26 protein-coding genes are annotated in these 22548 nt (G+C 29.4%); 5 read left to right on the top strand and 21 right to left on the bottom strand.

Annotated features, from left to right (window positions below; all coding sequences use genetic code 11):
• The 3 genes from M4I33_RS07425 to nadC all read left to right on the top strand — a co-directional run.
• Nucleotides 1-563 (top strand): quinolinate synthase NadA (locus M4I33_RS07425; protein ID WP_257916194.1); only part of this gene is annotated, 563 nt, incomplete at its 5' end.
• A 19-nt stretch (nt 564-582) separates the two neighbouring features.
• Entirely contained in the window at nt 583-1857 is a 1275-nt protein-coding gene (locus tag M4I33_RS07420) for an L-aspartate oxidase (RefSeq protein WP_257916193.1), read from the top strand.
• Nucleotides 1835-2686, top strand: a complete 852-nt coding sequence (gene nadC / locus M4I33_RS07415; protein ID WP_257916192.1) for a carboxylating nicotinate-nucleotide diphosphorylase — start codon at nt 1835-1837, stop codon at nt 2684-2686. Before M4I33_RS07420 ends, nadC begins: the two co-directional genes overlap by 23 nt.
• A 32-nt stretch (nt 2687-2718) precedes the next feature.
• Here nadC and M4I33_RS07410 read toward each other — a convergent pair whose 3' ends face one another.
• Both M4I33_RS07410 and M4I33_RS07405 read right to left on the bottom strand, forming a co-directional pair.
• A complete protein-coding gene (locus M4I33_RS07410) occupies nt 2719-2973 on the bottom strand; it encodes a hypothetical protein (RefSeq protein ID WP_257916191.1) in 255 nt (84 codons plus the stop codon).
• Between the two features lie 36 nt (nt 2974-3009).
• Complete coding sequence (locus M4I33_RS07405; RefSeq protein ID WP_257916190.1) at nt 3010-3174, bottom strand: DUF4177 domain-containing protein; 165 nt, start codon at nt 3172-3174, stop codon at nt 3010-3012.
• Nucleotides 3175-3331: 157 nt separating this feature from the next.
• Between M4I33_RS07405 and M4I33_RS07400 the strand changes: the two genes are divergently transcribed.
• Entirely contained in the window at nt 3332-3937 is a 606-nt protein-coding gene (locus tag M4I33_RS07400; protein WP_257916189.1) for a DedA family protein, read from the top strand.
• A gap of 19 nt (nt 3938-3956) precedes the next feature.
• Here the strand turns inward: M4I33_RS07400 and M4I33_RS07395 are convergent, their stop codons facing one another.
• From M4I33_RS07395 to M4I33_RS07365, 7 genes are all read right to left on the bottom strand, one after another.
• Entirely contained in the window at nt 3957-4352 is a 396-nt protein-coding gene (locus M4I33_RS07395; RefSeq protein WP_257916188.1) for a hypothetical protein, read from the bottom strand.
• Between the two features lie 85 nt (nt 4353-4437).
• Nucleotides 4438-5475 (bottom strand): ribonucleotide-diphosphate reductase subunit beta, encoded by a 1038-nt coding sequence (locus M4I33_RS07390; protein ID WP_257916187.1) that lies wholly within the window; start codon nt 5473-5475, stop codon nt 4438-4440.
• A gap of 31 nt (nt 5476-5506) precedes the next feature.
• Nucleotides 5507-7729, bottom strand: coding sequence for a ribonucleoside-diphosphate reductase subunit alpha (locus M4I33_RS07385; protein ID WP_374707704.1), 2223 nt, complete (start codon nt 7727-7729; stop codon nt 5507-5509).
• A gap of 289 nt (nt 7730-8018) precedes the next feature.
• Nucleotides 8019-8378: an arsenate reductase family protein gene (locus M4I33_RS07380; RefSeq protein ID WP_257916185.1), complete on the bottom strand. Its 360-nt coding sequence runs from the start codon at nt 8376-8378 to the stop codon at nt 8019-8021.
• 25 nt (nt 8379-8403) lie between these two features.
• Nucleotides 8404-10257 (bottom strand): sensor histidine kinase KdpD, encoded by a 1854-nt coding sequence (locus M4I33_RS07375; RefSeq protein WP_257916184.1) that lies wholly within the window; start codon nt 10255-10257, stop codon nt 8404-8406.
• Complete coding sequence (locus tag M4I33_RS07370; RefSeq protein ID WP_194191702.1) at nt 10235-10918, bottom strand: response regulator transcription factor; 684 nt, start codon at nt 10916-10918, stop codon at nt 10235-10237. The genes M4I33_RS07375 and M4I33_RS07370 overlap by 23 nt, the downstream gene beginning before the upstream one ends.
• Before the next feature lie 92 nt (nt 10919-11010).
• Nucleotides 11011-11178 (bottom strand): hypothetical protein, encoded by a 168-nt coding sequence (locus tag M4I33_RS07365; protein ID WP_194191701.1) that lies wholly within the window; start codon nt 11176-11178, stop codon nt 11011-11013.
• A 247-nt stretch (nt 11179-11425) separates the two neighbouring features.
• Between M4I33_RS07365 and M4I33_RS07360 the strand changes: the two genes are divergently transcribed.
• A complete protein-coding gene (locus tag M4I33_RS07360) occupies nt 11426-12283 on the top strand; it encodes a YitT family protein (protein WP_257916183.1) in 858 nt (285 codons plus the stop codon).
• A 24-nt stretch (nt 12284-12307) separates the two neighbouring features.
• Here M4I33_RS07360 and M4I33_RS07355 read toward each other — a convergent pair whose 3' ends face one another.
• From M4I33_RS07355 to rplQ, 12 genes are all read right to left on the bottom strand, one after another.
• Nucleotides 12308-12871 (bottom strand): Fe-S-containing hydro-lyase, encoded by a 564-nt coding sequence (locus M4I33_RS07355; protein ID WP_257916182.1) that lies wholly within the window; start codon nt 12869-12871, stop codon nt 12308-12310.
• 11 nt (nt 12872-12882) lie between these two features.
• The gene (locus M4I33_RS07350) at nt 12883-13725 is read right to left on the bottom strand and encodes a fumarate hydratase (RefSeq protein ID WP_257916181.1); all 843 of its coding nucleotides are present in this window, start codon (nt 13723-13725) and stop codon (nt 12883-12885) included.
• Nucleotides 13726-13918: 193 nt separating this feature from the next.
• Nucleotides 13919-14590 carry an N-acetylmuramoyl-L-alanine amidase gene (locus M4I33_RS07345; RefSeq protein WP_257916180.1) on the bottom strand — a complete coding sequence of 224 codons (672 nt, stop codon included), beginning with the start codon at nt 14588-14590 and terminating at the stop codon, nt 13919-13921.
• A gap of 111 nt (nt 14591-14701) precedes the next feature.
• A complete protein-coding gene (locus tag M4I33_RS07340; protein WP_374707703.1) occupies nt 14702-16315 on the bottom strand; it encodes a Na/Pi cotransporter family protein in 1614 nt (537 codons plus the stop codon).
• Between the two features lie 258 nt (nt 16316-16573).
• Nucleotides 16574-17200, bottom strand: coding sequence for an alpha/beta fold hydrolase (locus M4I33_RS07335; protein WP_257916178.1), 627 nt, complete (start codon nt 17198-17200; stop codon nt 16574-16576).
• Between the two features lie 144 nt (nt 17201-17344).
• Complete coding sequence (rpsI, locus tag M4I33_RS07330; RefSeq protein ID WP_194191694.1) at nt 17345-17737, bottom strand: 30S ribosomal protein S9; 393 nt, start codon at nt 17735-17737, stop codon at nt 17345-17347.
• A gap of 28 nt (nt 17738-17765) precedes the next feature.
• Nucleotides 17766-18200, bottom strand: a complete 435-nt coding sequence (gene rplM, locus M4I33_RS07325) for a 50S ribosomal protein L13 (RefSeq protein WP_194191693.1) — start codon at nt 18198-18200, stop codon at nt 17766-17768.
• A 161-nt stretch (nt 18201-18361) separates the two neighbouring features.
• On the bottom strand, nt 18362-19096 hold the full coding sequence (gene truA / locus M4I33_RS07320) for a tRNA pseudouridine(38-40) synthase TruA (protein WP_257916177.1): 735 nt from the start codon (nt 19094-19096) through the stop codon (nt 18362-18364).
• A gap of 147 nt (nt 19097-19243) precedes the next feature.
• The gene (locus tag M4I33_RS07315; protein WP_257916176.1) at nt 19244-20044 is read right to left on the bottom strand and encodes an energy-coupling factor transporter transmembrane protein EcfT; all 801 of its coding nucleotides are present in this window, start codon (nt 20042-20044) and stop codon (nt 19244-19246) included.
• Between the two features lie 14 nt (nt 20045-20058).
• On the bottom strand, nt 20059-20919 hold the full coding sequence (locus tag M4I33_RS07310) for an energy-coupling factor transporter ATPase (protein ID WP_257916175.1): 861 nt from the start codon (nt 20917-20919) through the stop codon (nt 20059-20061).
• On the bottom strand, nt 20904-21749 hold the full coding sequence (locus M4I33_RS07305; RefSeq protein ID WP_257916174.1) for an energy-coupling factor transporter ATPase: 846 nt from the start codon (nt 21747-21749) through the stop codon (nt 20904-20906). Before M4I33_RS07305 ends, M4I33_RS07310 begins: the two co-directional genes overlap by 16 nt.
• A gap of 449 nt (nt 21750-22198) precedes the next feature.
• Nucleotides 22199-22540, bottom strand: a complete 342-nt coding sequence (gene rplQ / locus M4I33_RS07300) for a 50S ribosomal protein L17 (protein WP_194191688.1) — start codon at nt 22538-22540, stop codon at nt 22199-22201.
• Nucleotides 22541-22548: the final 8 nt, after the last annotated feature.

The following is a 22548-nucleotide window of genomic DNA, read 5'->3' as shown; positions in this document are numbered from 1 at the left end:
AAGTAAAAGAATATGCAGATGTATGCGTAACATCTTCTAATGCTATAAAAGTTATTCCAAACTTAAAAGAAAAAAATATCTTCTTCGTACCTGATAGAAACCTTGGAAATTATCTAAAAGAACAAATCAAAGATAAAAATTTCATTTTAAATAATGGTTTTTGCCCTATTCATAATTATATGAATGAGGAAGATGTATTAAACGCAAAAAAACTACACCCTAAAGCAAAGGTTATTTCTCACCCTGAGTGCACTAAAGAAGTTTTAAATCTTTCTGATTTTATAGGAAGCACATCAGAAATAATAGAATTTGCAACTAAAGACCCTTCTTTAGAGTTTATAGTCTGTACTGAGGTTGGAGTATTTTATGAACTTAGAAAAAATAATCCAAACAAAGAATTCTATACAGTAAATGACATGCAGATATGTCCTAATATGAAGAAAATAACTCTAAAGAGCCTATACGACGCAATAAAAAATAAAACAAATAAAGTATATCTTTCAGAAAATATAATTTTAAAGGCTAAAGATTCGCTAACTCGTATGCACGAATTAGCTAAATAATATAAAAGAGGCGATATTTATGACTTATGACATCTTAATAATAGGTACAGGCATTTCTGGCCTTTACTGTGCTTTAAATATAGATAAAAGTAAAAAAGTTCTTTTAATTACTAAATCAAAAAAAGAAGACAGTAACTCTTATCTAGCTCAAGGTGGTGTTTCTGTTTTAAAAGACTCTAAAGATTTAAATCTTTTTATAGAAGATACCCTTAAAGCTGGCCATTATAAAAACAATAAAGAGTCAGTAAAAACTTTAGCTTTAGAATCTAGACAAGCTATAGAAAATCTAATCTCTTTAGGTGTTAGATTTGAGAAAAATGAAAATGGGCTTATTTATACAAAAGAAGGGGCTCACTCTACAAACAGGATTGTCTACCATAAAGATATTACAGGAAAAGAAATAACAGACACCCTTTTAGATAGAGTATCACTTTCTTCTAATATAACTCTTTTAGAAAACACAAAATGCGTAGACTTATTAACTTCAAATAATTCTTGCATAGGTGCCATTATAGAAAAGAATAATGAAACAGAAAAAATATATTCTGAATTTACAGTACTAGCTACTGGAGGAATCGGTGGTTTATTTAAAAATTCTACAAATCAAAATAGTATAACTGGAGATGGCTTATCCTTAGCTTTAAAGCATAATATAATCCTTAAAGATATGAATTATATTCAAATCCATCCAACGGCTCTATATTCTAAGGATTTAAATAAAAGAAGATTTTTAATATCTGAATCTTTAAGAGGTGAAGGCGCTATATTAATTAATTCAAATGGTGAGAGGTTTATAAATGAACTTTTACCAAGAGACATAGTATCTAATGCTATCTTTAAAGAAATGAATAAAACTAAAAAAGATTATGTTTACTTAAAAGCCGATTTTCTTTCTGAAGAATTTTTAAAAACTAGGTTTCCAAACATAGTTAAAGCTTGTTTTGATGAGGGATATAACATCTTAAAAGAACCTATTAAAGTAAGTCCAGCCCAGCATTATTTTATGGGTGGAATTTCAGTTGATTTGTTTGGAAGAACTTCTATGGATAATTTATTTTCTTGCGGTGAAACTGCTTGTACTGGCGTTCACGGTCAAAACAGATTAGCTAGCAATTCATTATTAGAAGCTTTAGTTTTTTCAAAGAGAATAGCAAACTTTATAAACTCTTCAAGAGGCGCTTTTATCTATAATAATTATAACTTTAAAGCATCTACTCCAATAGATAAGTCTAAAGTCATTGATTTATTAAAAAGGGAGGCTGATTTTTTAGATGACTCAATATTTAAATATTAATAATCCAATGGATAAATATATTATCAGTGCATTAAATGAAGATATAAGTAATTACGATATAACAACAAACTCAATAGTTTCAGAAAACCAAATAGCATCTTCAGATTTAATCTGCAAAGAAGATGGTATCTTGTGTGGAATAGATGTTTTTAAGAGAGTTTTTGAACTTTTAGGTGATTTTAAATTTGAAACGTACTTTTCTGACGGAGATAAAATTAAATCTGGTGATATTATTTTAAAATTAGAAGGTAATTGCAGAAATATATTACTTGGAGAACGAACTGCTTTAAATTATCTACAGAGGATGTGTGGAATTTCTACTTTAACCACAAAATTTGTGGATAAAATGGTGAAAAATAAAACAAAACTTTTAGATACTAGAAAAACCACCCCTAACATGAGGCTTTTTGAAAAATATGCAGTAACTGTTGGAGGAGGTAAAAATCACAGATTTAATCTTTCAGACGGAGTAATGATAAAAGATAATCACATAGATGCAGCAGGCGGGATTTTAAACGCAGTAAATTTAGTTAGAAATTCTGTAGATGCAACTAAGAAAATAGAAGTTGAAACTGAAAATATAGAAATGGTCTTAGAAGCACTAGAAGCTAAAGCAGATATAATAATGCTAGATAATATGTCTATTTCTGATATGAAAAAAGCTATAGATATTATAGGAGACTCAGCCCTTACAGAGATCTCTGGGAATGTTTCCTGCGATACTATCTCTAAGCTTTCTTCTCTTAATGCGGACTTTATTTCTTGCGGCGCTTTAACTCACTCCGCTCCTATCTTAGACCTTTCTTTAAAAAATCTAAAAATAATATAAAAAAATAATAACTCGATTAAATAATCGAGTTATTATTTTATTAAAAGAAATGCCATCCCTATAATTATTATCCCTATTATAACTCTAGACATCCCAGAGCTTTCTATTGTATTCTTCTTTAAACTTTTCTTTTCCTTTTTAGATTTTACTATATCTAAATATCCAGTTACACTTATTAAGCCTCCGCAAATAATTGCTAGTACCCTTTCTGTTATAATTCCTTTAAGAGCTAGTACACCTACAGCTAATAAAATGATAACTACATAACTTTTCTTTATCATTTGCATAAATTATTCCCCCAAAAATTCCAATTGAATAAATAGTTATTTTGATTCTCTCTCTAAAATAACTGTTGCTGTACTTTCTTTGCTATCTGAAAGTATATTAGAAATTTTATATCCTTCTTTTGCATAATAATTTAATTCATTTTCAAAATCTAAAACTGTACTTGAATCTAATATACATCTAAAAACCTTATATTCGTACATAATAGCTCTCCTTTATATCTTATATTACTAATAATTATACCGTATCTTACAATCCTTTGAAATTTATTTTTGTTTTTAAATTAATCTTCTGTTTCTAATTACTTAATTATTAAGTGATATAATTACACCTATTATTATAAGATTCGAGGGGATTTTTATGAGTTTAGTTGCTATTTTAAAAGCCTTTATGCTTAAATTTGGATACCTTGCTACTTTTTCTTCTGTATTTTTAGAATATATATGCTTCCCTATACCTAGTGAAGTAATTCTTCCCTTTGCAGGGGATTTAGCTATAAGTAATGGGCAAAACATATATATATTAACATTATTTTCTGTTATAGGAGGAAATTTAGGTGCTTTAGTAGTTTTTTTAATAGGACGATTTGTTGATAAAAATTATTCTGACAAGCTTTTTAAAATCTTTCCTAAATTTAAAGCCCCCATAGAAAAGTCAAAAAGCTTCTTATATAAGCATAGATATATAGGCGTATTTTTATCAAGGCTTTCTCCAGTTGGTAGAACTACCTCTTCTATAGTAGCTGGAATGGTAGGAATGAAAGTTCCTAAGTTTTTAATTTGTTCTGTATTAGGAATGACTATTTGGAACTTTACTTTGATAAAACTAGGTAGTTTATTTTATAAAGATGAAAAAACTCTTTTACTAATAATTCATAAATACTCTTTAGTTTTTATCTTCTTAGTTATTATTTTAGTAATATTTTTAGTTATTCACTTCATTAAAAATAAAAAATCCTCTAAGTAAATTTACTTAGAGGATTTTTTTAAAGAAATATCTTTATACCGATTACTCCAGCACTAACAGTAGAAACTATTTCTATAATTAGTTCTGGAATACTTGATATTATATTTAATACGCTCTTATTTTCTCTTTTTGCTAAATAAATAAACATAATTACTTCTATAATGCATCCAACCATTATAGAATAATAAGCACCTTTAACTAGAGAACTTGCATTTACAGGTATCTCTACTCCATGTTTTAAAAAATATACTACTAATATTCCCTTAAATATAGTAGATATTATTAAGAAAACTATACTTATAATTCCACCTACTAAGTTAGATTTTATCCCTTCATCCTCATCCCTCTCTAAATATATTTCATACAAAGACTTAAAGAAATCTATACTTAAAATTATACCTAGTACTAATCCCATACCTCACCTCTAGAATATTTTACCATATATGAGCTTAAAAAAAATCCTCTGAAATAATTAATTCAAAGGATTTTAAAGTTACATCTTATAAATCATCAACTAAAGTAGCTGCCTTTGCGTAGGCTGTAGATTTAGCTTCAAAGAAATCAGTTTTTACAGAGTTTGCATTTGCTTGTCTGTCTACCCATTCAGCTGGATTTTCATCATAGCCTTCATATAGTTTATCAAGGCCTATAGAAGTTAATCTCATATTACCAAGATATTTTATATAGTCTTCTATAAGTTTTTTATTTATACCAGATATATTATCTCCTATTACGTAATGACCCCAAGCTATTTCGTGTTCTACACCAATTCTCATCATATCTCTAAGATCATTTTTTAATTTATCTGTAAAAATTTCAGGCTCTTCTAATTGAAGTTCTTTTATAATAATTCTAAATAACCAAAGATGAGTATTTTCATCTCTATTTATATATCTTATCTCTTGCGCTGAACCTGGCATTTTTCCGTTTCTCTCTAGATTATAGAAGAACATAAATCCACTATAGAAATATATCCCTTCTAATATATAGTTTGCCATTATAGTTTTTAAAAGATTTTCTTTTGTAGGACTTTCTAAAAAGCTATTGTAAAGCTCACCTATAAACTTATTTCTCTCTAAAAGTATTTTATCATCTTTCCATTGATATAAAATTTCGTTTCTCTTTTCAGGTGAACATATAGTATCTAACATATAACTATAACTTTGTGAGTGAACAGCTTCTTGGAATGCTTGTATAGTTAAGCAAAGGTTAACTTCACTTGCTGTTATATAGTTATTTATGTTACCTAAATTAGCTGTTTGAATTGAATCTAAGAATATTAAAAATGAAAGTATTTTATCGTATGCAGTTCTCTCATCATCTGTTAATCTCTTATAATCTTTTAAATCTTGAGCTAAGTTTATCTCTTCTGGTATCCAAAAGTTATTCATACCTTGTCTGTACCAATCTGATACCCAAGTATATTTCATATTGTTAAAATCATTAAGATTTGTTGTATTACCATTTATCATTCTCTTTTTTGAAGTTTCTATATCTCCAAACTCATTAAAGAGTGGTTTTCTATTTATATCTAACATTTAAATTTTGCCTCCTAAATACCTCTATCTTTTAAGCTGAACAGCTTTCACAATCTCCAACTTCAAGTGACTTACTTCTTACGTAATAGATTGATTTAACACCTGACTTACAAGCCTCTATATAAAGGTTCATTATACCTCTCATAGTATAATTTGTAGTTATATAAAGATTGAAAGATTGTCCTTGGTCTATATGTCTTTGCCTTACACCATTCATCTTAACGCACCAAGCTTGGTCTATGTTATAAGCAGAGTTATAATACCAGTAATTATCTTCTGAAAGATTTGGCGCTGTCTTTGGAACTATACTTCCCTTTTTCTCTTCTAACCAAAATCTAGACATAACAGGGTCTACTCCCTCTGACGTTCCAGCAAGTGTTGCTGTAGATCCGTTAGGTGCTACTGCCATAAGGTATCCGTTTCTCATTCCATTTTCTTTTATTTCTTTATAAAGTTCTCTCCATCTATTAGAGTTATATCCTCTTAATTTAAAATAATCTCCATTATCCCAATCAGAACCTTCAAATTCATTATATCTTCCTTTTTCTTTAGCTATTTTCATACTAGCTTTAATAGCATAGAAATTTATATTTTCATATACTTTATCAACAAAGTCTTTGTGATTATCTTCTGTAAAATGAATTCTATTTTCAGCAAGCATATGGTGATATCCTGAAGTTCCAAGACCTACTCCTCTATACTTTTGATTTGTAACTTCTGCATAAGGAACTGAGTAATAATTAAGGTCTATTACGTTATCCATAGCTCTTATTTGAGTCTCAACAACGTACTCTATCTCCTCTTCACTTGTAACATCAACATTTCCTAAAACTACTGAAGAAAGATTACAAACAACAAAGTCCCCTGCCTTAGTCTTTTCAACTATAACTTTATCTCCATTTTCATCTGTTATTTCACTTTCTCTTATATCCATAGGACTCATGTTTTGCATTATTTCAGTACAAAGATTTGAAGAATAAATCATACCCTTATGCTTATTTGGATTCATTTTATTTGCAGCATCTCTAAAGAAAGCAAATGGAGTTCCAGTTTCTGCTGCACTTTTAATTATAAGTCTTACTAAGTCTTTAACCTTCATAATACGTTTTTCTATTCTAGAATCATTTACACAGTCATAGTATTTTTCTTCCCACTCGTCACCATAAAAATCTTCTAAAGAATACCCTTTAACTAGTCTTATTTCGTGAGGACACATCATATACCAGTTTGCATCTATATCTTCTTCTGCAAGCTTCCAAAATAGGTTTGGATAACAAAGCCCTGGGAAAACATCATGTGCTTTCTTTCTATCGTCTCCGTTATTAGTTCTAACTTGAAGGAAATCTGGTAGATCTTTATGCCAAGCGTCAAGCCAAATAGCTACTGAACCATTTCTTACTCCAAGCTGGTCTACCGCTATTGCTGTATCGTTAAATAATTTAACCCAAGGTATAATTCCACCTGATGCTCCTTTAAATCCTCTAATTGGAGAACCAAGAGCTCTTATCTTACCTATATAGATTCCCATTCCGCCGCCAAACTTTGAAACTTCTGCAAAGTTGTCTAATGACTTATAAATCCCCTTTAAACTATCATTTACTGTATCTATAAAGCATGAGCTTAATTGATAGAAAGGCTTTCTAGCATTAGCCATTGTAGGTGTTGCCATTGTTGCTTTTAATGAACTTAATACGTCATAGAATCTCTTTGCCCAAAATAGTCTTTTACCTTTTTCTTCTGGTATTGCTAAATGCATTGCTATTCCCATAAACAATTGTTGTGGTAGTTCCAAAACTTCTCTATTAAAGTTTTCAACTAAGTATCTCTCACTTAAAAGTTTTATTCCGCTGTATGTAAAAAGATAATCACGCTCAGGTTTTAACTCTTTTTCTAATTCTTCTATATCTTCTTTTGAATAGTTTTCTAATATATATTTTCCGTATAACTTTTCATCTGTTAATCTTTTTATAAATCCGTATAAATCTTTATATGGGTTTTCCGTATCTTTTAATCCTCTATTTGTTTTTACGATATCATATAATCTATGAACATATAACTTTGAAGCTATGTTTTGCCAATCCGGCTCCATATCAGTTGTAAGTTCTAATGATACTCTAATAAGTGAGTCCCTTATTTCTTCATATTTCATCTTAGGTCTGATAATTAAATCTAATTTCTCTTTTAATCTCTCTTCAGTATATATCCCATACTCGTCATTTATGGCTTCTAGCCCTATCTTGCATAGCTCGTGCATCATTTAAACCCATTCTCCTTTAACTATATATTGTATATCTATATTGTGTTTATACCAAACCAACACAATATGTTGCTTTTTAATTATAGTTTTAATACTTCTTAGTGTAAAACTAATTAAAGTTTGTATTAAGTAAATATATATATTTTCTTTTAGAATTCTCTTGTTATCTCTCTTTTTTGATAACCTTTATCTTTTGACAAACTGATTTTTATAATATTAATTATTAGAACGATATCATAATAAAGGACTGTATTAAGTTTAAACTTAATACAGCCCTAGAACTATCTTATTTTAATAAAGCTTCTTCAAAAGTTTCCTCTTTAAATCCAACTACTACTTTATCATCTTTAACTACTATAGGTCTTTTAACCATCATTCCATCTTCTGAAAGAATATCTAAAAGTTCCTCTTCTGACAAAGTATTAATTTTGTCTTTCATTCCTTTTTCTCTATATAACATACCAGATGTATTAAAGAATTTTTTTATAGGTAAGCCGCTCATTTCTAACCATTTTTTTAATTCTTCTTTACTTGGATTATCTTCTTTTATATCTCTGTCTATAAATTCTAACCCTTTTTCTTCTAACCACTTCTTAGCTTTTCTACAAGTAGTACACTTAGGGTATTCTACAAATAATATACTCATACTATCCTCTCCTTTTACCTACTTATTATTTTATCATATCTTTTTTAGAATCTTCCGTGTCTAAAGGTAATATAACAAAAATTTTAAATAAGTCACCCTCTCTTTTTATTTTAGTTTCTCCACCGTGAAGTTCAACTATGCTTTTAGTTATAGCAAGCCCAAGCCCAGAGCCTTCAACTTTTGAGTTTCTAGACTCATCTGCACGTACAAATCTTTCAAATATACTATTTTCATCAAAGCTCATCTCGTAATTTGCAACGTTTTTAAAACTTATTATAACTTCATTTTCTATTTTTTCTATATTAGCATAAACTCTAGTTCCTTCAAGAGAATATTTTAATGCATTTACTGTAATGTTTTCTATAACTCTAGAGAACATTACTCCGTCTAGTGGCATTATTATTTCATCTTCTTTACTTTCAACTATAAAATCTATATTTTTATCTTCATACATAGAAGAATATTCCCCTATAACTTGATAAACTAATGAAACTACATCTATATTTTCTTTTTGAAGTTCAATTTTCCCAGAATTCATCTTAGATACTTCAAATAAATCTTCAATTAATACTTTTAATTTATTAGATTTTATCTCTACTATCTTTAGATACTCTTTTCTTTCCTCTTCTGAGATGTTATCCCTTTGAAGAATATTTACGTAGTTTATTATTGAAGTTAAAGGTGTTTTTAAATCATGTGATACGTTAGTTATAAGTTCAGTTTTAAGCTTTTCGTTTTTAAGAGCTTCTTGAACTGCAATATTATAACCATCTTTCATTTTGTTTATATTTTGTATTAGAGACTTGATTTCTCCGCCTCCAACTTCTTTTATATCCTCATGAAGGTTTCCATCATTTATTACTTTTATCCTGTCTCCTATAATCCCTATCTCTATATTTCTCTTAACAGAATATAAGACGCCTATCATAGGTAATAGAACTAATAAAAAACTTCCCTTAAAAGGATATGACCTAAAGAATTTAACTATTAAGTTGTTTTCAGTTCCATCTACAGCTAAAGCGTATAAATATATTATATAAAATATAATAGCTATAATTACGCTAGTTATAAGTGTTCTTCTAGGCCCTTTGTATTTGAATGCATTTTTAAATACATATAATATATCACGAACAAAATTCCCGCTTACTATTACATTTCCTTTTCCTTTTACAAAAAGATATATAACTTTTGTTAGTAATAAAAGGTTTATAGTTATGCTTATAAAGAAGAATATTACCCTTTTTACAGCATGTGCTACATATGCACTATAAGCTTCAGCTGACGTATAATATATCTCTTCAAATTGACCTACTATCTTTTTAGAGTAAGTCATAAGGCCTTCTTCTATTCCAGCGTTATATATATTTTCGTTATTACAAGCATCGTATATAACTTCTCTTCCTTCGTATTTCTTAGATAAAACAGACCTTAAATCTTTAACATCTAATTTTTTAACTCCTTGGAAAAAGGGATCGTTTGAAAATATATCGTTAGTTTGTTTATTTCTAACAATAAAATAAACATCTTTTGGAATCTTTTCTTTATCGCCGCTATTACTATAAAAGCTATCGTTATAAATCATGTTTCTAATAGTTTCTTTTTGATCTTCACTAGGAACTAATAAAAGTCTAAGCCCATCAGTCTTTTTATATAAATCTTGACTAATCTCTTCGCTATCGTGTTCTAGCATACTTTTATAATACTTTGGTCTATTAAAAATTGCATCAATATTACTAACTCCATCGTTTTTGTTTGGGCTAGTTAAATATTTAAAACCTGCATCTATATTTATTATGGAAAGAACTAATAAAATTATAAGTTCTATAATCCATAACGTACTTATATATTTTTTTAGGCTATTTTTCAATTTTATACCCAATTCCCCATACCACCTTAATGTATTCTGGATCTTTTGTATTTATTTCAATTTTTTCTCTAATTCTTCTTATATGAACTGTAACTGTGTTTTCACTTTTATAAAATGGTTCTTCCCAAACCTTTTCATATATTTCTTTAATAGAAAAAACTTTCCCAAGATTTGAAGATAAAAGAACTAATATCTTATATTCTGTAGCTGTTACCTTTATCTCTTCTCCTCTTACAGTTATCACCTTTGCTACTGTGTCTATTTCTAAATCACGAACCTTAATAAAATCCTTATTTTCCATAGATAAAGGATTATCATATCTTCTAAGCTGCGATTTAACTCTAGCTACAAGTTCTAGGTTATTAAATGGTTTAGTTATGTAATCATCTGCACCAACATTTAATCCTAAAATCTTATCTGAGTCTTCACCTCTAGCTGATAACATAATTATTGGTATGTTATTTGACTCCCTTATCTTTAAACATGTCTTTATACCATCTAATTCTGGCATCATTATATCTAAAATTATAACGTGTATATTTTTTTCCTCTAAAATTTCTAATGCCTCGTATCCATTACTAGCATTAAATACAGTTAAATTTTCACCTCTTAAATATATATTAATAGCATCTCTAATCTCTTTTTCATCATCTACAACTAAAATATTAAACATAGTTTTTCCTCCCTTACGTTTAATAGGTTATATATTTATCTTAACGTATATATAAGTAAAATAGTATTACAAATTATTTAAAATATTATTATTTATTTAATAGTTTCTACATCTTTTCCATTATTTATATCAAATTTCTTTTTATTATTATCAAAACCTGCTTTTATTAACACAAAAAGAACTATTATTACTAGAATTATAAGTAATATTTTCTTATTTTTCTTGTCCCCTGGTAAATTTATTCTTAAAATATAAACCACCATCCTCTCTATAAGATAATTATTTACTATTTTTTATGTTATGTCTAGCCTCGTATATGTATACTACATAGCATTTACAAGCTTTTTTGAGATATTAATAATTAAAGATAGGTATAGTCTCTACGCTGTCATTCACCTTCAAATATCTCTATATTACTCATTATTTACACGTTAACTTTCTTCACTATTTTATATATAATAAACGTTGATTTAATTTATATTTGTATAACCATAGGGAGAATTTTAAATGGGTAAATTGATTAGAAGTAAAAGATTCTATGTTGACGTAGTTTTGATTTTCGTAGGTTGCCTTATAGCTGCACTTGGGGTAAATCTTTTCTTAACTCACGCTCAACTACTTAGCGGTGGTGCTACAGGAATAGCACTTATGTTTGAATACATCACTGGAGTTCAAGCCGGTATTGTTGTATTTATATTAAACGTTCCTCTTTTTATTATAAGTTTATTTAAACTTAGTAAAAAGTTTACTCTATACTCTGGAGTTGGAATGTTATCCCTTTCAATAGCACTTATACTAACAAAACCACTATCTAATATAATTGAAATAAACGATATATTACTTTATTGCGTTTACGGTGGTGTTCTTTGCGGTATAGGTTACGGTATAGTATTTTTAAGAAATGGTTCAACAGGCGGAACAGATATCATAACTATGCTTATTCGTAAAAAATACTCTAACTTTGAAATAGGTAAATTAGGCTTTGCCCTTAACCTATTAATAATAGTAGTTGGAGCTATAATTTTTGGAATACCAAAGGCATTATATACTCTTGTATCTATTTTTATTCAAGGTGTAGTTTTAGATAAAGTTCTTAGAGGTCTAAATAGTAAAAACCTTCTTTTAATACTTACAAACAAAGAGGAAGCTGTTATTGACTATATTATGTCTGATCTTAATCGTGGTGTTACCTCATTAATATCAGAAGGTGAATACACTCACTCAAAAAGAAAAATGCTTTATTGCATTTTAACTACAAATGAAATGTTAAGACTTAAACGAAAATTAATGAAAATAGACCCTTCAGCTTTTATAACAATAGTAGATGTTTCTGAAGTTAAAGGTAAGGGATTCGTTTCTATATAGAAAAAATGATGACTTTTTAAGTCATCATTTTTTTGAATTTAAATATCTTTCTTTTCCTATTTCATATAAGTTATTCCCCTTAGAGTCAATTACTACTATAAGTGGCATATCTTTTATCTCTAATTTTCTTATAGCTTCAGATCCTAAATCATCGTAAGCTATAACTTCAGATTTTACTACGCATTTTGCAATTAATGCAGCAGCACCTCCTATAGCCCCGAGATAAACTGCTGAATTTTTAACTATACTATCTATTACTTCTTTGCTTCTAGAGCCTTTTCCTATCATCCCTTTTAGTCCTAAATCTAATAGTTTAGGACTAAACGAATCCATCCTATAACTTGTAGTAGGTCCGCAAGAGCCTATTATTTTCCCTTCCTTTTCAGGTGTTGGTCCTACATAATATATAGTTTCATTTTCTATATCTATAGGAAGTTTTTCACCTTTATCTATAAGTTCTATTAATCTCTTATGTGCAGCATCACGTGCTGTGTATATACTTCCGCTTAAATAAATCTTATCTCCAAACTTTAAACCTTTTATCTTTTCTTTAGTTAATGGTGTATTTAAATAAATTTTTTCTTTCAAAATAACCCCTCCTAAAGTACAGCTTCTTTATGTCTAGTTGCATGACAGCTTATATTAACCGCTACAGGAAGCCCTGCTATATGCGTTGGGTAAGTTAATATATTTATCCCAAGTGCAGTAGTTAGCCCTCCAAAGCCTTGTGGGCCTATTCCTAAGCTGTTTATTTCTTTTAATAATTCCTCTTCTAAAGCTTTATAATATTCTGACTCATTTATATAGTCTATAGGCTTTAAAAGGGCTTTTTTAGCTAAATACGCAGCCTTATCAAAGGTTCCACCTATTCCTACTCCTATAACCATAGGAGGGCAAGGATTAGGTCCTGCTTCCTTTACAGTATCTAATATAAACTTCTTAACTCCATCTATTCCATCAGATGGTTTAAGCATCCCTATTTTGCTCATATTTTCAGAGCCAAATCCTTTAGGTGCTAGCTTAATTTTTATATTACTTCCCTTTACTATCTCATAATAAATTACAGCTGGAGTATTATCTTTTGTGTTTATCCTATCTATAGGGTCTTTTACGACAGACTTTCTTAAATAACCTTCCTCATATCCTCTTCTTACACCCTCATTAATAGAATCCTCTAAGTCCCCTCCTGTTATATGGATGTCTTGTCCTATTTCTAAAAATATACAAGCCATCCCAGTATCTTGGCATATAGGTACTTTTTCATCCCTTGCTATTTTTTCATTTTTTATAATATCTTTTAATATATCTTTTGCAAGGGGATAATCTTCTTTTATGCTACTTATATTTAATGCATCCTTTATGTCTTCCCCAATATAATAATTTGCTTCGATGCATAATCTTTTTATAGTTTCCTCAATTAATTTAACATTAACCTCTCTCATATAGCCCCACCTCTTTTTATAAAATATTCCTCACAATTATATTTTATAATAGTCTTTAGAATTTACAATAAAAAACTAATTTTTATGTTTTTACCTTTACATAACTTTATAATTGTCTAGTTATATTTTTAAATAAAAATAAGGTAGCTACTTAAATTAGCTACCGTTTCTTAAATTTCCTAGGAAATATACTTTATTCTGCATTATTTTTATTAAATTCATTATATCTTTCTACACCAATCACTATTGAATCCACAAGCTTTTGTTGGAACTCACCAGATTTTAAATTAGCTTCATCGTCATAGTTAGATAAAAACCCACATTCTATTATTATATTTGCACCTAAATTACCATCTTTTAAAATCTTATAATCACCTTTTGCATCTTTAGATAATCTATTGTTGTTTGGCTGCAAGTTTTCTTTAATAGAACTTTGAATAGATTCTGCTAATAACTTACTTTTTTCATTACTAGAATACCAAATTTGCGCTCCCTTGCTTGTTGGTTTCGGAAATATGTTTTGGTGTATAGATATAAAGATGTCACTCTTAACTTCTTTTTTCTTAAGGCATCTTAAATCTAAATCTTCTCGCTTTTTTGAAGATAACTCTAAGTCTTCTTCTCTTGTCATAGAAACTTTATATCCTCTTTTTATAAGGGAATCTTTTAATCTTTTACTTATTTCTAAATTCAAATCTTTTTCTAAAGTTCCGTTTTTAGATCTTGCACCACCATCTATCCCACCATGACCTGGGTCTATAAGAATACTAGTCTTTTCAAAAAACTCTTCTTCTGCAAATACTTTCAAACTAAAAAAACATAAAAAAAGACACAAAAATATACTAATCCTTTTAAGTAATTTCATCTTAAGTCCTCCATCTAACTTATTTACTAAATCTTTATTAGTATGCGGATTATATATTTTATTTATTCTTTTAGTTAAATATAAAAAAACCGCCGTAACTGGCGGTTTTTATTAGTCTAATGTATTATTTTCAATAACACTTTCAGCAATATTTACTGAGTGGTCACCGATTCTTTCAAAGTTACTTATTAAATCTAAGAATATTGCACCTGCATAGGCACTGCATTTTCCATCATTAAGTCTTTTTATATGTTTATCTCTATAATCTTTTTCTAAAACATTTATTCTATCTTCAACATCACTTATGCTACTTGCCTTTTTAACATCTCTGTTTTCATAACTATCTGCAGCTATTTGAAGTGCATCTTTAGTATAGTTGTACATTTGTTTTAAATCTTCTATTGCACCTTTACTGTATTCTAGGTTTTTATTAATTTTTTGTGATGCAAGATCTGCTATATTTTCAGCATGATCTCCTACTCTTTCTATATCATTTACAATATGGAAAGTTGATGTAACTATACCAAGTTCCCTATCTGAAAGATCACATTTTGAAAGTTTAACTAAGTAATTAGTTATAGCTTCTTCTAGAGTATTTATTATTTCTTCGTTCTCATAAACTTTTTTTATTAATTTTTCATCATTTTCAAAAAATGCCTGCATAGCTAAATCTAAATTCTTTTGAGATTTATTTGACATTCTTATAGTTTCTTTTATAACTTGTCCTGCTGCTATAACAGGTGTTTCTAATAATCTATCATCAATAAATTTAGGTCCGTTAGTTTCAACCTCTTCATCTCCTGGAACTACTTTATTAGCTATAGCTATAAGTACATTTCTAAGAGGTAACATAACTAAAGTATTTACTACGTTGAAAACTGTATGTGAGTTTGCTATTTGTCTACTTACATCTCCCGGAGTTAAGTTATATACAAGTTCTCCAAGCATTCCTAAGAACGGAATGAATATAATCGTTCCTCCAACATTAAATAAAAGATGAAGTACGGCAGCTTTGTGTGCTGTTTTATTTGTTCCTATACTTGCAAGTAATGCTGTTATACAAGTACCTATATTACATCCAAATAATATTGGAAGTGCTTCTCCAATTGTTATAGTTCCTGTACCTGCAAGGGCAATTAAGATACCAGTAGTAGCTGATGAACTTTGAAGTATTGCAGTTATACCTGCACCAACTAAAATTCCTATATACCACTTATCACCTATTGAAGCTAAAAGTTGTTCAAATACCGGTGAGCTAGCTAAAGGTTTCATAGCCTCACTCATAGCACCCATTCCAGTAAATAATATACCGAATCCTAAAACTATATTACCTATTTCTCTTCTCTTATTTGATTTAGCAAACATAACCATTCCTGTTCCAAAGAACACAAATAGTGGTGCTATATCGTCTAACTTAAATGCAACTAATTGAGCCGTTATAGTCGTACCTATATTTGCTCCCATAATAACACCAACAGCTTGTGCTAAGTTCATTAATCCTGCATTAACAAACCCAACTACCATTACAGTAGTCGCACTACTACTTTGTATTACAGCTGTTACTGCTGCACCTACTACTACAGCCATAATAGGGTTTGATGTTACTTTTTCAAGTATCTTTTTAAGACCTTCCCCAGCTGCGTTTTCTAAGCCGTCTCCCATAAGCTTCATTCCGTAAATGAATAGTCCAAGACCACCCATCAGAGTAATTATAGTCATTATCATTGAATCCAAAGTCTTTATCCTCCAAATTTATATATTTATTTTCTTTTCTATGTATTTCCTTTACTTACAATTCAAAGTGTACAATATCACTTAACATTTGTTAATATATTTTTGCTACTTTTAACCTAATTTTAATATAAAACGGACTTTTATTAGAAACAGGTTAAATATAATTTTTTTACTTTAAAGGACTGTTTCTATATAGTTAAATTTATAACTATTTTTGTTAAACATAAATTTTAAAATCTAATGTTTCAATTAATCATGCATATTATAAAAATTATTTAGTATTTTAGCTAATTCCTTTGGATTATCATTATTTACTTCATGTTTTGAGTTCTTTATAAATACCATTTCTGATTTTAATATACTTTTATATAGATTTCTTGTAGCCTTTTTATTTGGACTATCATTTTCTCCACAAATTAGTAGCACTTTACAAGAAACCTTCTTTAATTCATTTTTTAAATTCAAGTTCATCATTGATTTTGTCAATTTAATAAAGTCCTCTCTACTCATTCCCATACTTTCGAAGGATTTTTTAGGTATAAATCTAAAAACAATATTTTGCAATTTAAGTAACGTTTTTGGCATTTCATATTGCGCAGCAATTAACACTAATGAATTAACTCTTTTAGGATTATCTATAGCATAATTTAATGCTAGAACTGCGCCTAGTGAAAGTCCGCATAAATCTAATGGTTCTGAAATTTCATTACAGTAGTTTGAGAAAGCTTTATACAAATTTTGATAGGATACCTCTTTACCCTTAATAAGTGTAGCTAACTCAACACAAAATATATTATCTTGTATTAACATATGTGAAATAGTTTCGTTCCAAACTAAAGAATTTTGCCCTAGTCCATGAATTAAAATACGTTTCATTATGCCCCTCCCCCAATTTGCTTTTTATCTATATTTTACCATATACTCAAAAAATATTATTCTACCTAAAGTTAAAAGGTACAAAAAAAAGAAGAACAGTAACATACTGCTCTTCTTTTTCTGAAAATAAGTAAATCCAGACAATTATCTTTTTGAGAATTGTGGTGATTTTCTTGCTTTCTTTTTACCGTATTTCTTTCTTTCAACCATTCTTGAGTCTCTAGTTAAGAATCCAGCTTTTTTTAACTCAGGCTTTAATGCCTCGTCTGATTTAACTAATGCTCTAGCGATTCCGTGTCTGATAGCTCCTGCTTGACCTGTGAATCCTCCACCGTGAACATTTACTAAAACGTCAAACTTATCTTTAGTTTCTGTTAAAACTAAAGGTTGGTTAAGTATAACTCTTAAAGTTTCTAATCCGAAATAATTTTCAGAATCTCTTTTATTTATGATTACTTGCCCGTTTCCAGGTACTAATCTAACTCTTGCAACTGATTTTTTTCTTCTACCAGTTCCCATGTATTGAACTTTTGCCATTTTACTTACTCCTCCCAAGAATTGTATACTAGTACTTTAATTCAAGTACTTCTGGATTTTGAGCTTCGTGGTTGTGCTCAGTTCCTCTGTATACTTTTAATTTCTTTAACATTTTTCTTCCTAAAACACCACTTGGTAACATTCTTCTTACTGCTTCTTCGAATGCAAATTCAGGTTTTTTAGCTAAAACTTCTCTGTATGGAGTTTCTTTTAGTCCACCTGCGTATCCGCTGTGCTTTCTTAACATTTTTTGATCTAACTTCTTACCAGTTAAAACAACTTTCTCTGCATTGATAACTACTACGAAATCTCCGCAGTCAACATTTGGTGTAAATGTTGGTTTATTTTTTCCTCTTAATATTGAAGCAACTTGGCTAGCAACTCTTCCTAGAGGCTTTCCAGCAGCGTCAACAACATACCATTTTCTTTCAACTTCTTGTGCTTTTGCAATGTATGATTTCATCTCTTTACCTCCCTAGATAATTCATTCGCTTTACTTAAAGCTTAACTACCGCATTTATGTTACGACTTTTAAAAGTCTAATCTACATAAATATTCTAACAAACATTAATTATTATAATACACGCTTACGGGCGTGTCAACAAATTTTAGTCACTTTTTTCGCTAATAATAGACTTTTTCTAAAACTAATCCTGTAGATGGTGCACAAAAGCCTGCATCTTCACGTTTTCCTAGATTTATAATACTTTTTATATCTTCTTTTTTTATTTTTCCAAGGCCTACGTCTATTAAAGTTCCAGCAATAATTCTAACCATATTATAAAGAAATCCATCAGCTGTTATGTATAATTTTATAATTTCTCCATCCTTTTCTAAATGAAGATCACTAATAGTTCTAATACTTGTTTTTACAGAACTTCCTGATGTTTTAAAAGCCTTAAAATCGTGTTTCCCTATAAAATCTTTGCAAGCTTCTTCCATATCGCTAAAATTAAGCTTATCTCTTACGTGACAAGAGTAGTTTCTAAATATAGCTACCTTTTCGTATCTGTTTATTATAGTATAACAATAAGTTTTTCCTTTACTACTGTAACGGGCGTGGAAATCTAAAGGAACCTCTTCTGATTTGATTATAGCTATATCATCAGGTAGTTTAGTATTTATAGCCTCTCTAAAGCGTTCTGGAGGCACACTGCTATCTGTTTTAAAGTTTGCTACCATTCCTTTTGCATGCACTCCTGCATCAGTTCTAGAGCTTCCTGTTATAGATACTTTTTCTTTCACTATTTTTTCTATAGCATTTTCAACGCACTCTTGAATAGTTAAGTGATTGTTTTGCCTTTGCCACCCAGCATAATTACTTCCATCGTATTCTATTGTTAATTTAATATTTTTCAAAATTATCCCCTCTTCAAGCCTAAAATAAGAGCGTTTAGCGATATTTATAATTATATCCTTAAACGCATATTTTTATAATCTTTCAAACAAAAATCTAGCAATAGATTAAAAGTTAATTTAACCTATTGCTATTATCTTCAAATCTTTTTATAAAATTCTAATTAATATACTAGCTACAAATAACACTGCAAAAATAGCCCAAGCTGTTGCATCTCTTTTTGTAAACTGTAATTTCTTCATTCTAGTTCTACCAGCTCCACCTCTATAGCATCTAGCTTCCATAGCTATAGCAAGTTCATCAGCTCTTCTAAATGAGCTTATAAATAGAGGAACTAATAAAGGTATTAAACTTTTAGCCTTTTGTATTATATTTCCTGTTTCAAAATCTGCACCTCTTGCTTTTTGTGCTTTCATAATCTTATCTGTTTCATCCATAAGTGTTGGAATGAATCTTAAAGCTATCGTCATCATCATAGCAAGTTCGTGTGCAAGTTCTCTACCAATAGGTCTTAAAAGCGCTTCTATACCGTCTGTAAGTTCTATAGGTGATGTTGTTAATGTAAGAAGTGATGTACCTACTACTAAGAATATAAGTCTTAGTGCCATAAATGCAGCTGTTCTTACACCTTCAACATATATATTTATAAAACCAAAGTGGAATAATAAAGTGTCTGGTGTACCTTTTATCATAAATATATTGATTATAGAGGTTAAAACTACTAAAAATATTATAGGTTTTAAACCTTTTAAAATAAATCTTGCAGGAACTTTTGAATCTGCAATTACTGCTGCTAAAAAAGCAACTACTAAAATATATCCAAAAAACTTATCCATTATAAATAAAGAAACTATAAATAATAATGATATAAGTATTTTAGTTCTTGGGTCTAGCTTATGAACAAATGAATTACCAGGAATATATTGTCCTATAGTTATATCTTTCATCATCTTAACTATCCCCCCTAAACAGAACTCTTTCCAAATATTTTAATTAATTCTTTTCTAGCCTCTTCTATTGTATAAATATCTTCTCTTATATCTATTCCTTTAGCTCTAAGGGCTCTTATAAGGTACGTAACCTGCGGAACCCCAAGTCCTATCTCTTCTAAGGTTTCAACCTCTCTAAAAACCTCTCTAGGGCTTCCTTCTAACACTACTTTTCCTTTATTCATAACTATTACTCTCTTTGCAATCTTAGCAACGTCTTCCATGCTGTGACTTACTAAGATTATAGTCATGTTATATTTTTCGTGAAGTAATTTTATTTGATTTAAGATATCATCTCTTCCTTTAGGGTCTAATCCCGCTGTAGGCTCATCTAAAATCAAAGTTTTAGGCTCCATAGCGATAACTCCAGCTATAGCTACCCTTCTTTTTTGTCCTCCACTTAAATCAAAAGGTGATTTATGTCTATAAGTTTCGTAATCTAACCCTACCATTTCCATAGACTTTTTAACCCTTTTAGTTATTTCTTCATCATCTATCCCTAAATTTCTAGGACCATATTCTATATCTTTTTCGATAGTTTCTTCAAAAAGCTGATACTCAGGATATTGAAACACTAATCCAACTTTTTTTCTAACATCAATAAGCTTTGACCCTTTTAAAGTTATATCAACACCATCAACTATAATCTTTCCAGAAGTAGCTTCTAAAAGACCATTCATATGTTGTATAAGAGTTGATTTACCAGACCCTGTATGACCTATTAATGCAATAAATTCACCATCATTTATATTTAAATTAACATCATCTAAAGCTACCTTTTCAAAAGGACCATTTTGCATATAGACGTGTCTTAAATCTTCTATTTTAATTGACATAACGCATCCACCATCTCATCTACATTTATAATTTCTCTATCTATAGAAATACCAGCTTTATTTAATTCATAAGATAACTCTGTAACTTGAGGAACATCTAACCCTATTTCTTTCATCTTTAAAACATTTGAAAAAATCTTCTTTGGAGTTCCTTCCATTATAGCTCTGCCGTCATCTACTACAACAATTCTATCAGCTTCAGCTGCTTCATCCATATAGTGAGTAATTAAAACAATAGAAATTCCATACTCTTTATTTATCTCTTTTATATTTTTTATTACTTCTTTTCTTCCTGAAGGGTCAAGCATAGCTGTAGGTTCATCTAATATTATACAGTCAGGCTGCATAGCTAAAATACCAGCTATAGCAACTCTTTGTTTTTGTCCACCTGAAAGAAGATGTGGTGCATGTCTTTTATATTCACTCATGCCGACCTTCTCTAAACTTTCATCAACCCTTTTTCTTATTTCTATAGGATCAACACCTAAATTCTCAGGTCCAAATGCTACATCATCTTCAACAATAGTTGCTACCATTTGGTTATCTGGGTTTTGAAATACCATTCCAGCTTTTGACCTTATATCCCAAACATTATCTTCGTCCCTAGTATTTAATTCATCTACATAGACATTTCCGTCACTAGGAATTAAAAGGGCATTCATATGCTTTGCTACAGTAGATTTACCAGATCCATTATGACCAAGTACTACAAGAAACTCTCCCCTTTTTACTGAAAGGTTAATGTCTTTTAAAGCATATTTAATCTCTCCATCTTCATGTGAAGTATACTTAAATGATACATTCTCACATCTTATCATTTCATTACTCATTTATATTACCACCATACCTATCTCTATATGACCTGAAACTTATCATATAAATTTTAACTAAAAAACTAATCGATATTTTTATATACACTATTTAAAGATTAAGAAAATCCTAAAATACTGTATATACAGTGTACCAATACTATTATATCTTATATAAGCCTATTTTCAATGTTAAATATATATCTAGCTTCTAATATTCTAACTAATTCCTAAGCCTTATTTTGAAATTTACCACAAAAGGTTAGCTATTGTAAATATTTATTCTACATAAAATTCTTTCTTTTATACAAAAATAAAGATGTGTTACTAAAAGTAATACATCTTTTCTTACATTTTGGGCTTATTTTGCGATATAGTCTTAAAACTAACTATTAAATGGATATAATTCTAAATTATATCTATGAAAAAAGGGTATTAAGTACGAATACTTAATACCCTTCATAAAACAATTATACTAATTCAAGTATAACCATTTCTGCTCCGTCCCCTCTTCTTGGACCAACTTTATACATTCTTGTATAACCACCGTTTCTCTCAGTGTATTTTGGAGCTATATTATCAAATAAATGTTTTACTACTGCTTCCTCTTGTACAAAAGCTAAAACTTGTCTTCTAGCGTGAAGATCTCCTCTTTTAGCAAGAGTGATCATTTTTTCTGCTAAACTTCTTGTTTCTTTAGCTCTTGTTACAGTTGTTTCGATCTTACCATGCTTTAAGAAGCTAGTTACTAGTCCTCTAAGCATAGCTCTTCTTTGATCTGAAGGAAGACCTAACTTACGATTAACTGCCATGGATTTAC

This window comes from Clostridium sp. LY3-2, from assembly GCF_024705715.1.
Taxonomy (GTDB): domain Bacteria; phylum Bacillota; class Clostridia; order Clostridiales; family Clostridiaceae; genus Clostridium.
This window is presented reverse-complemented; position numbering and strand designations above follow the sequence as displayed.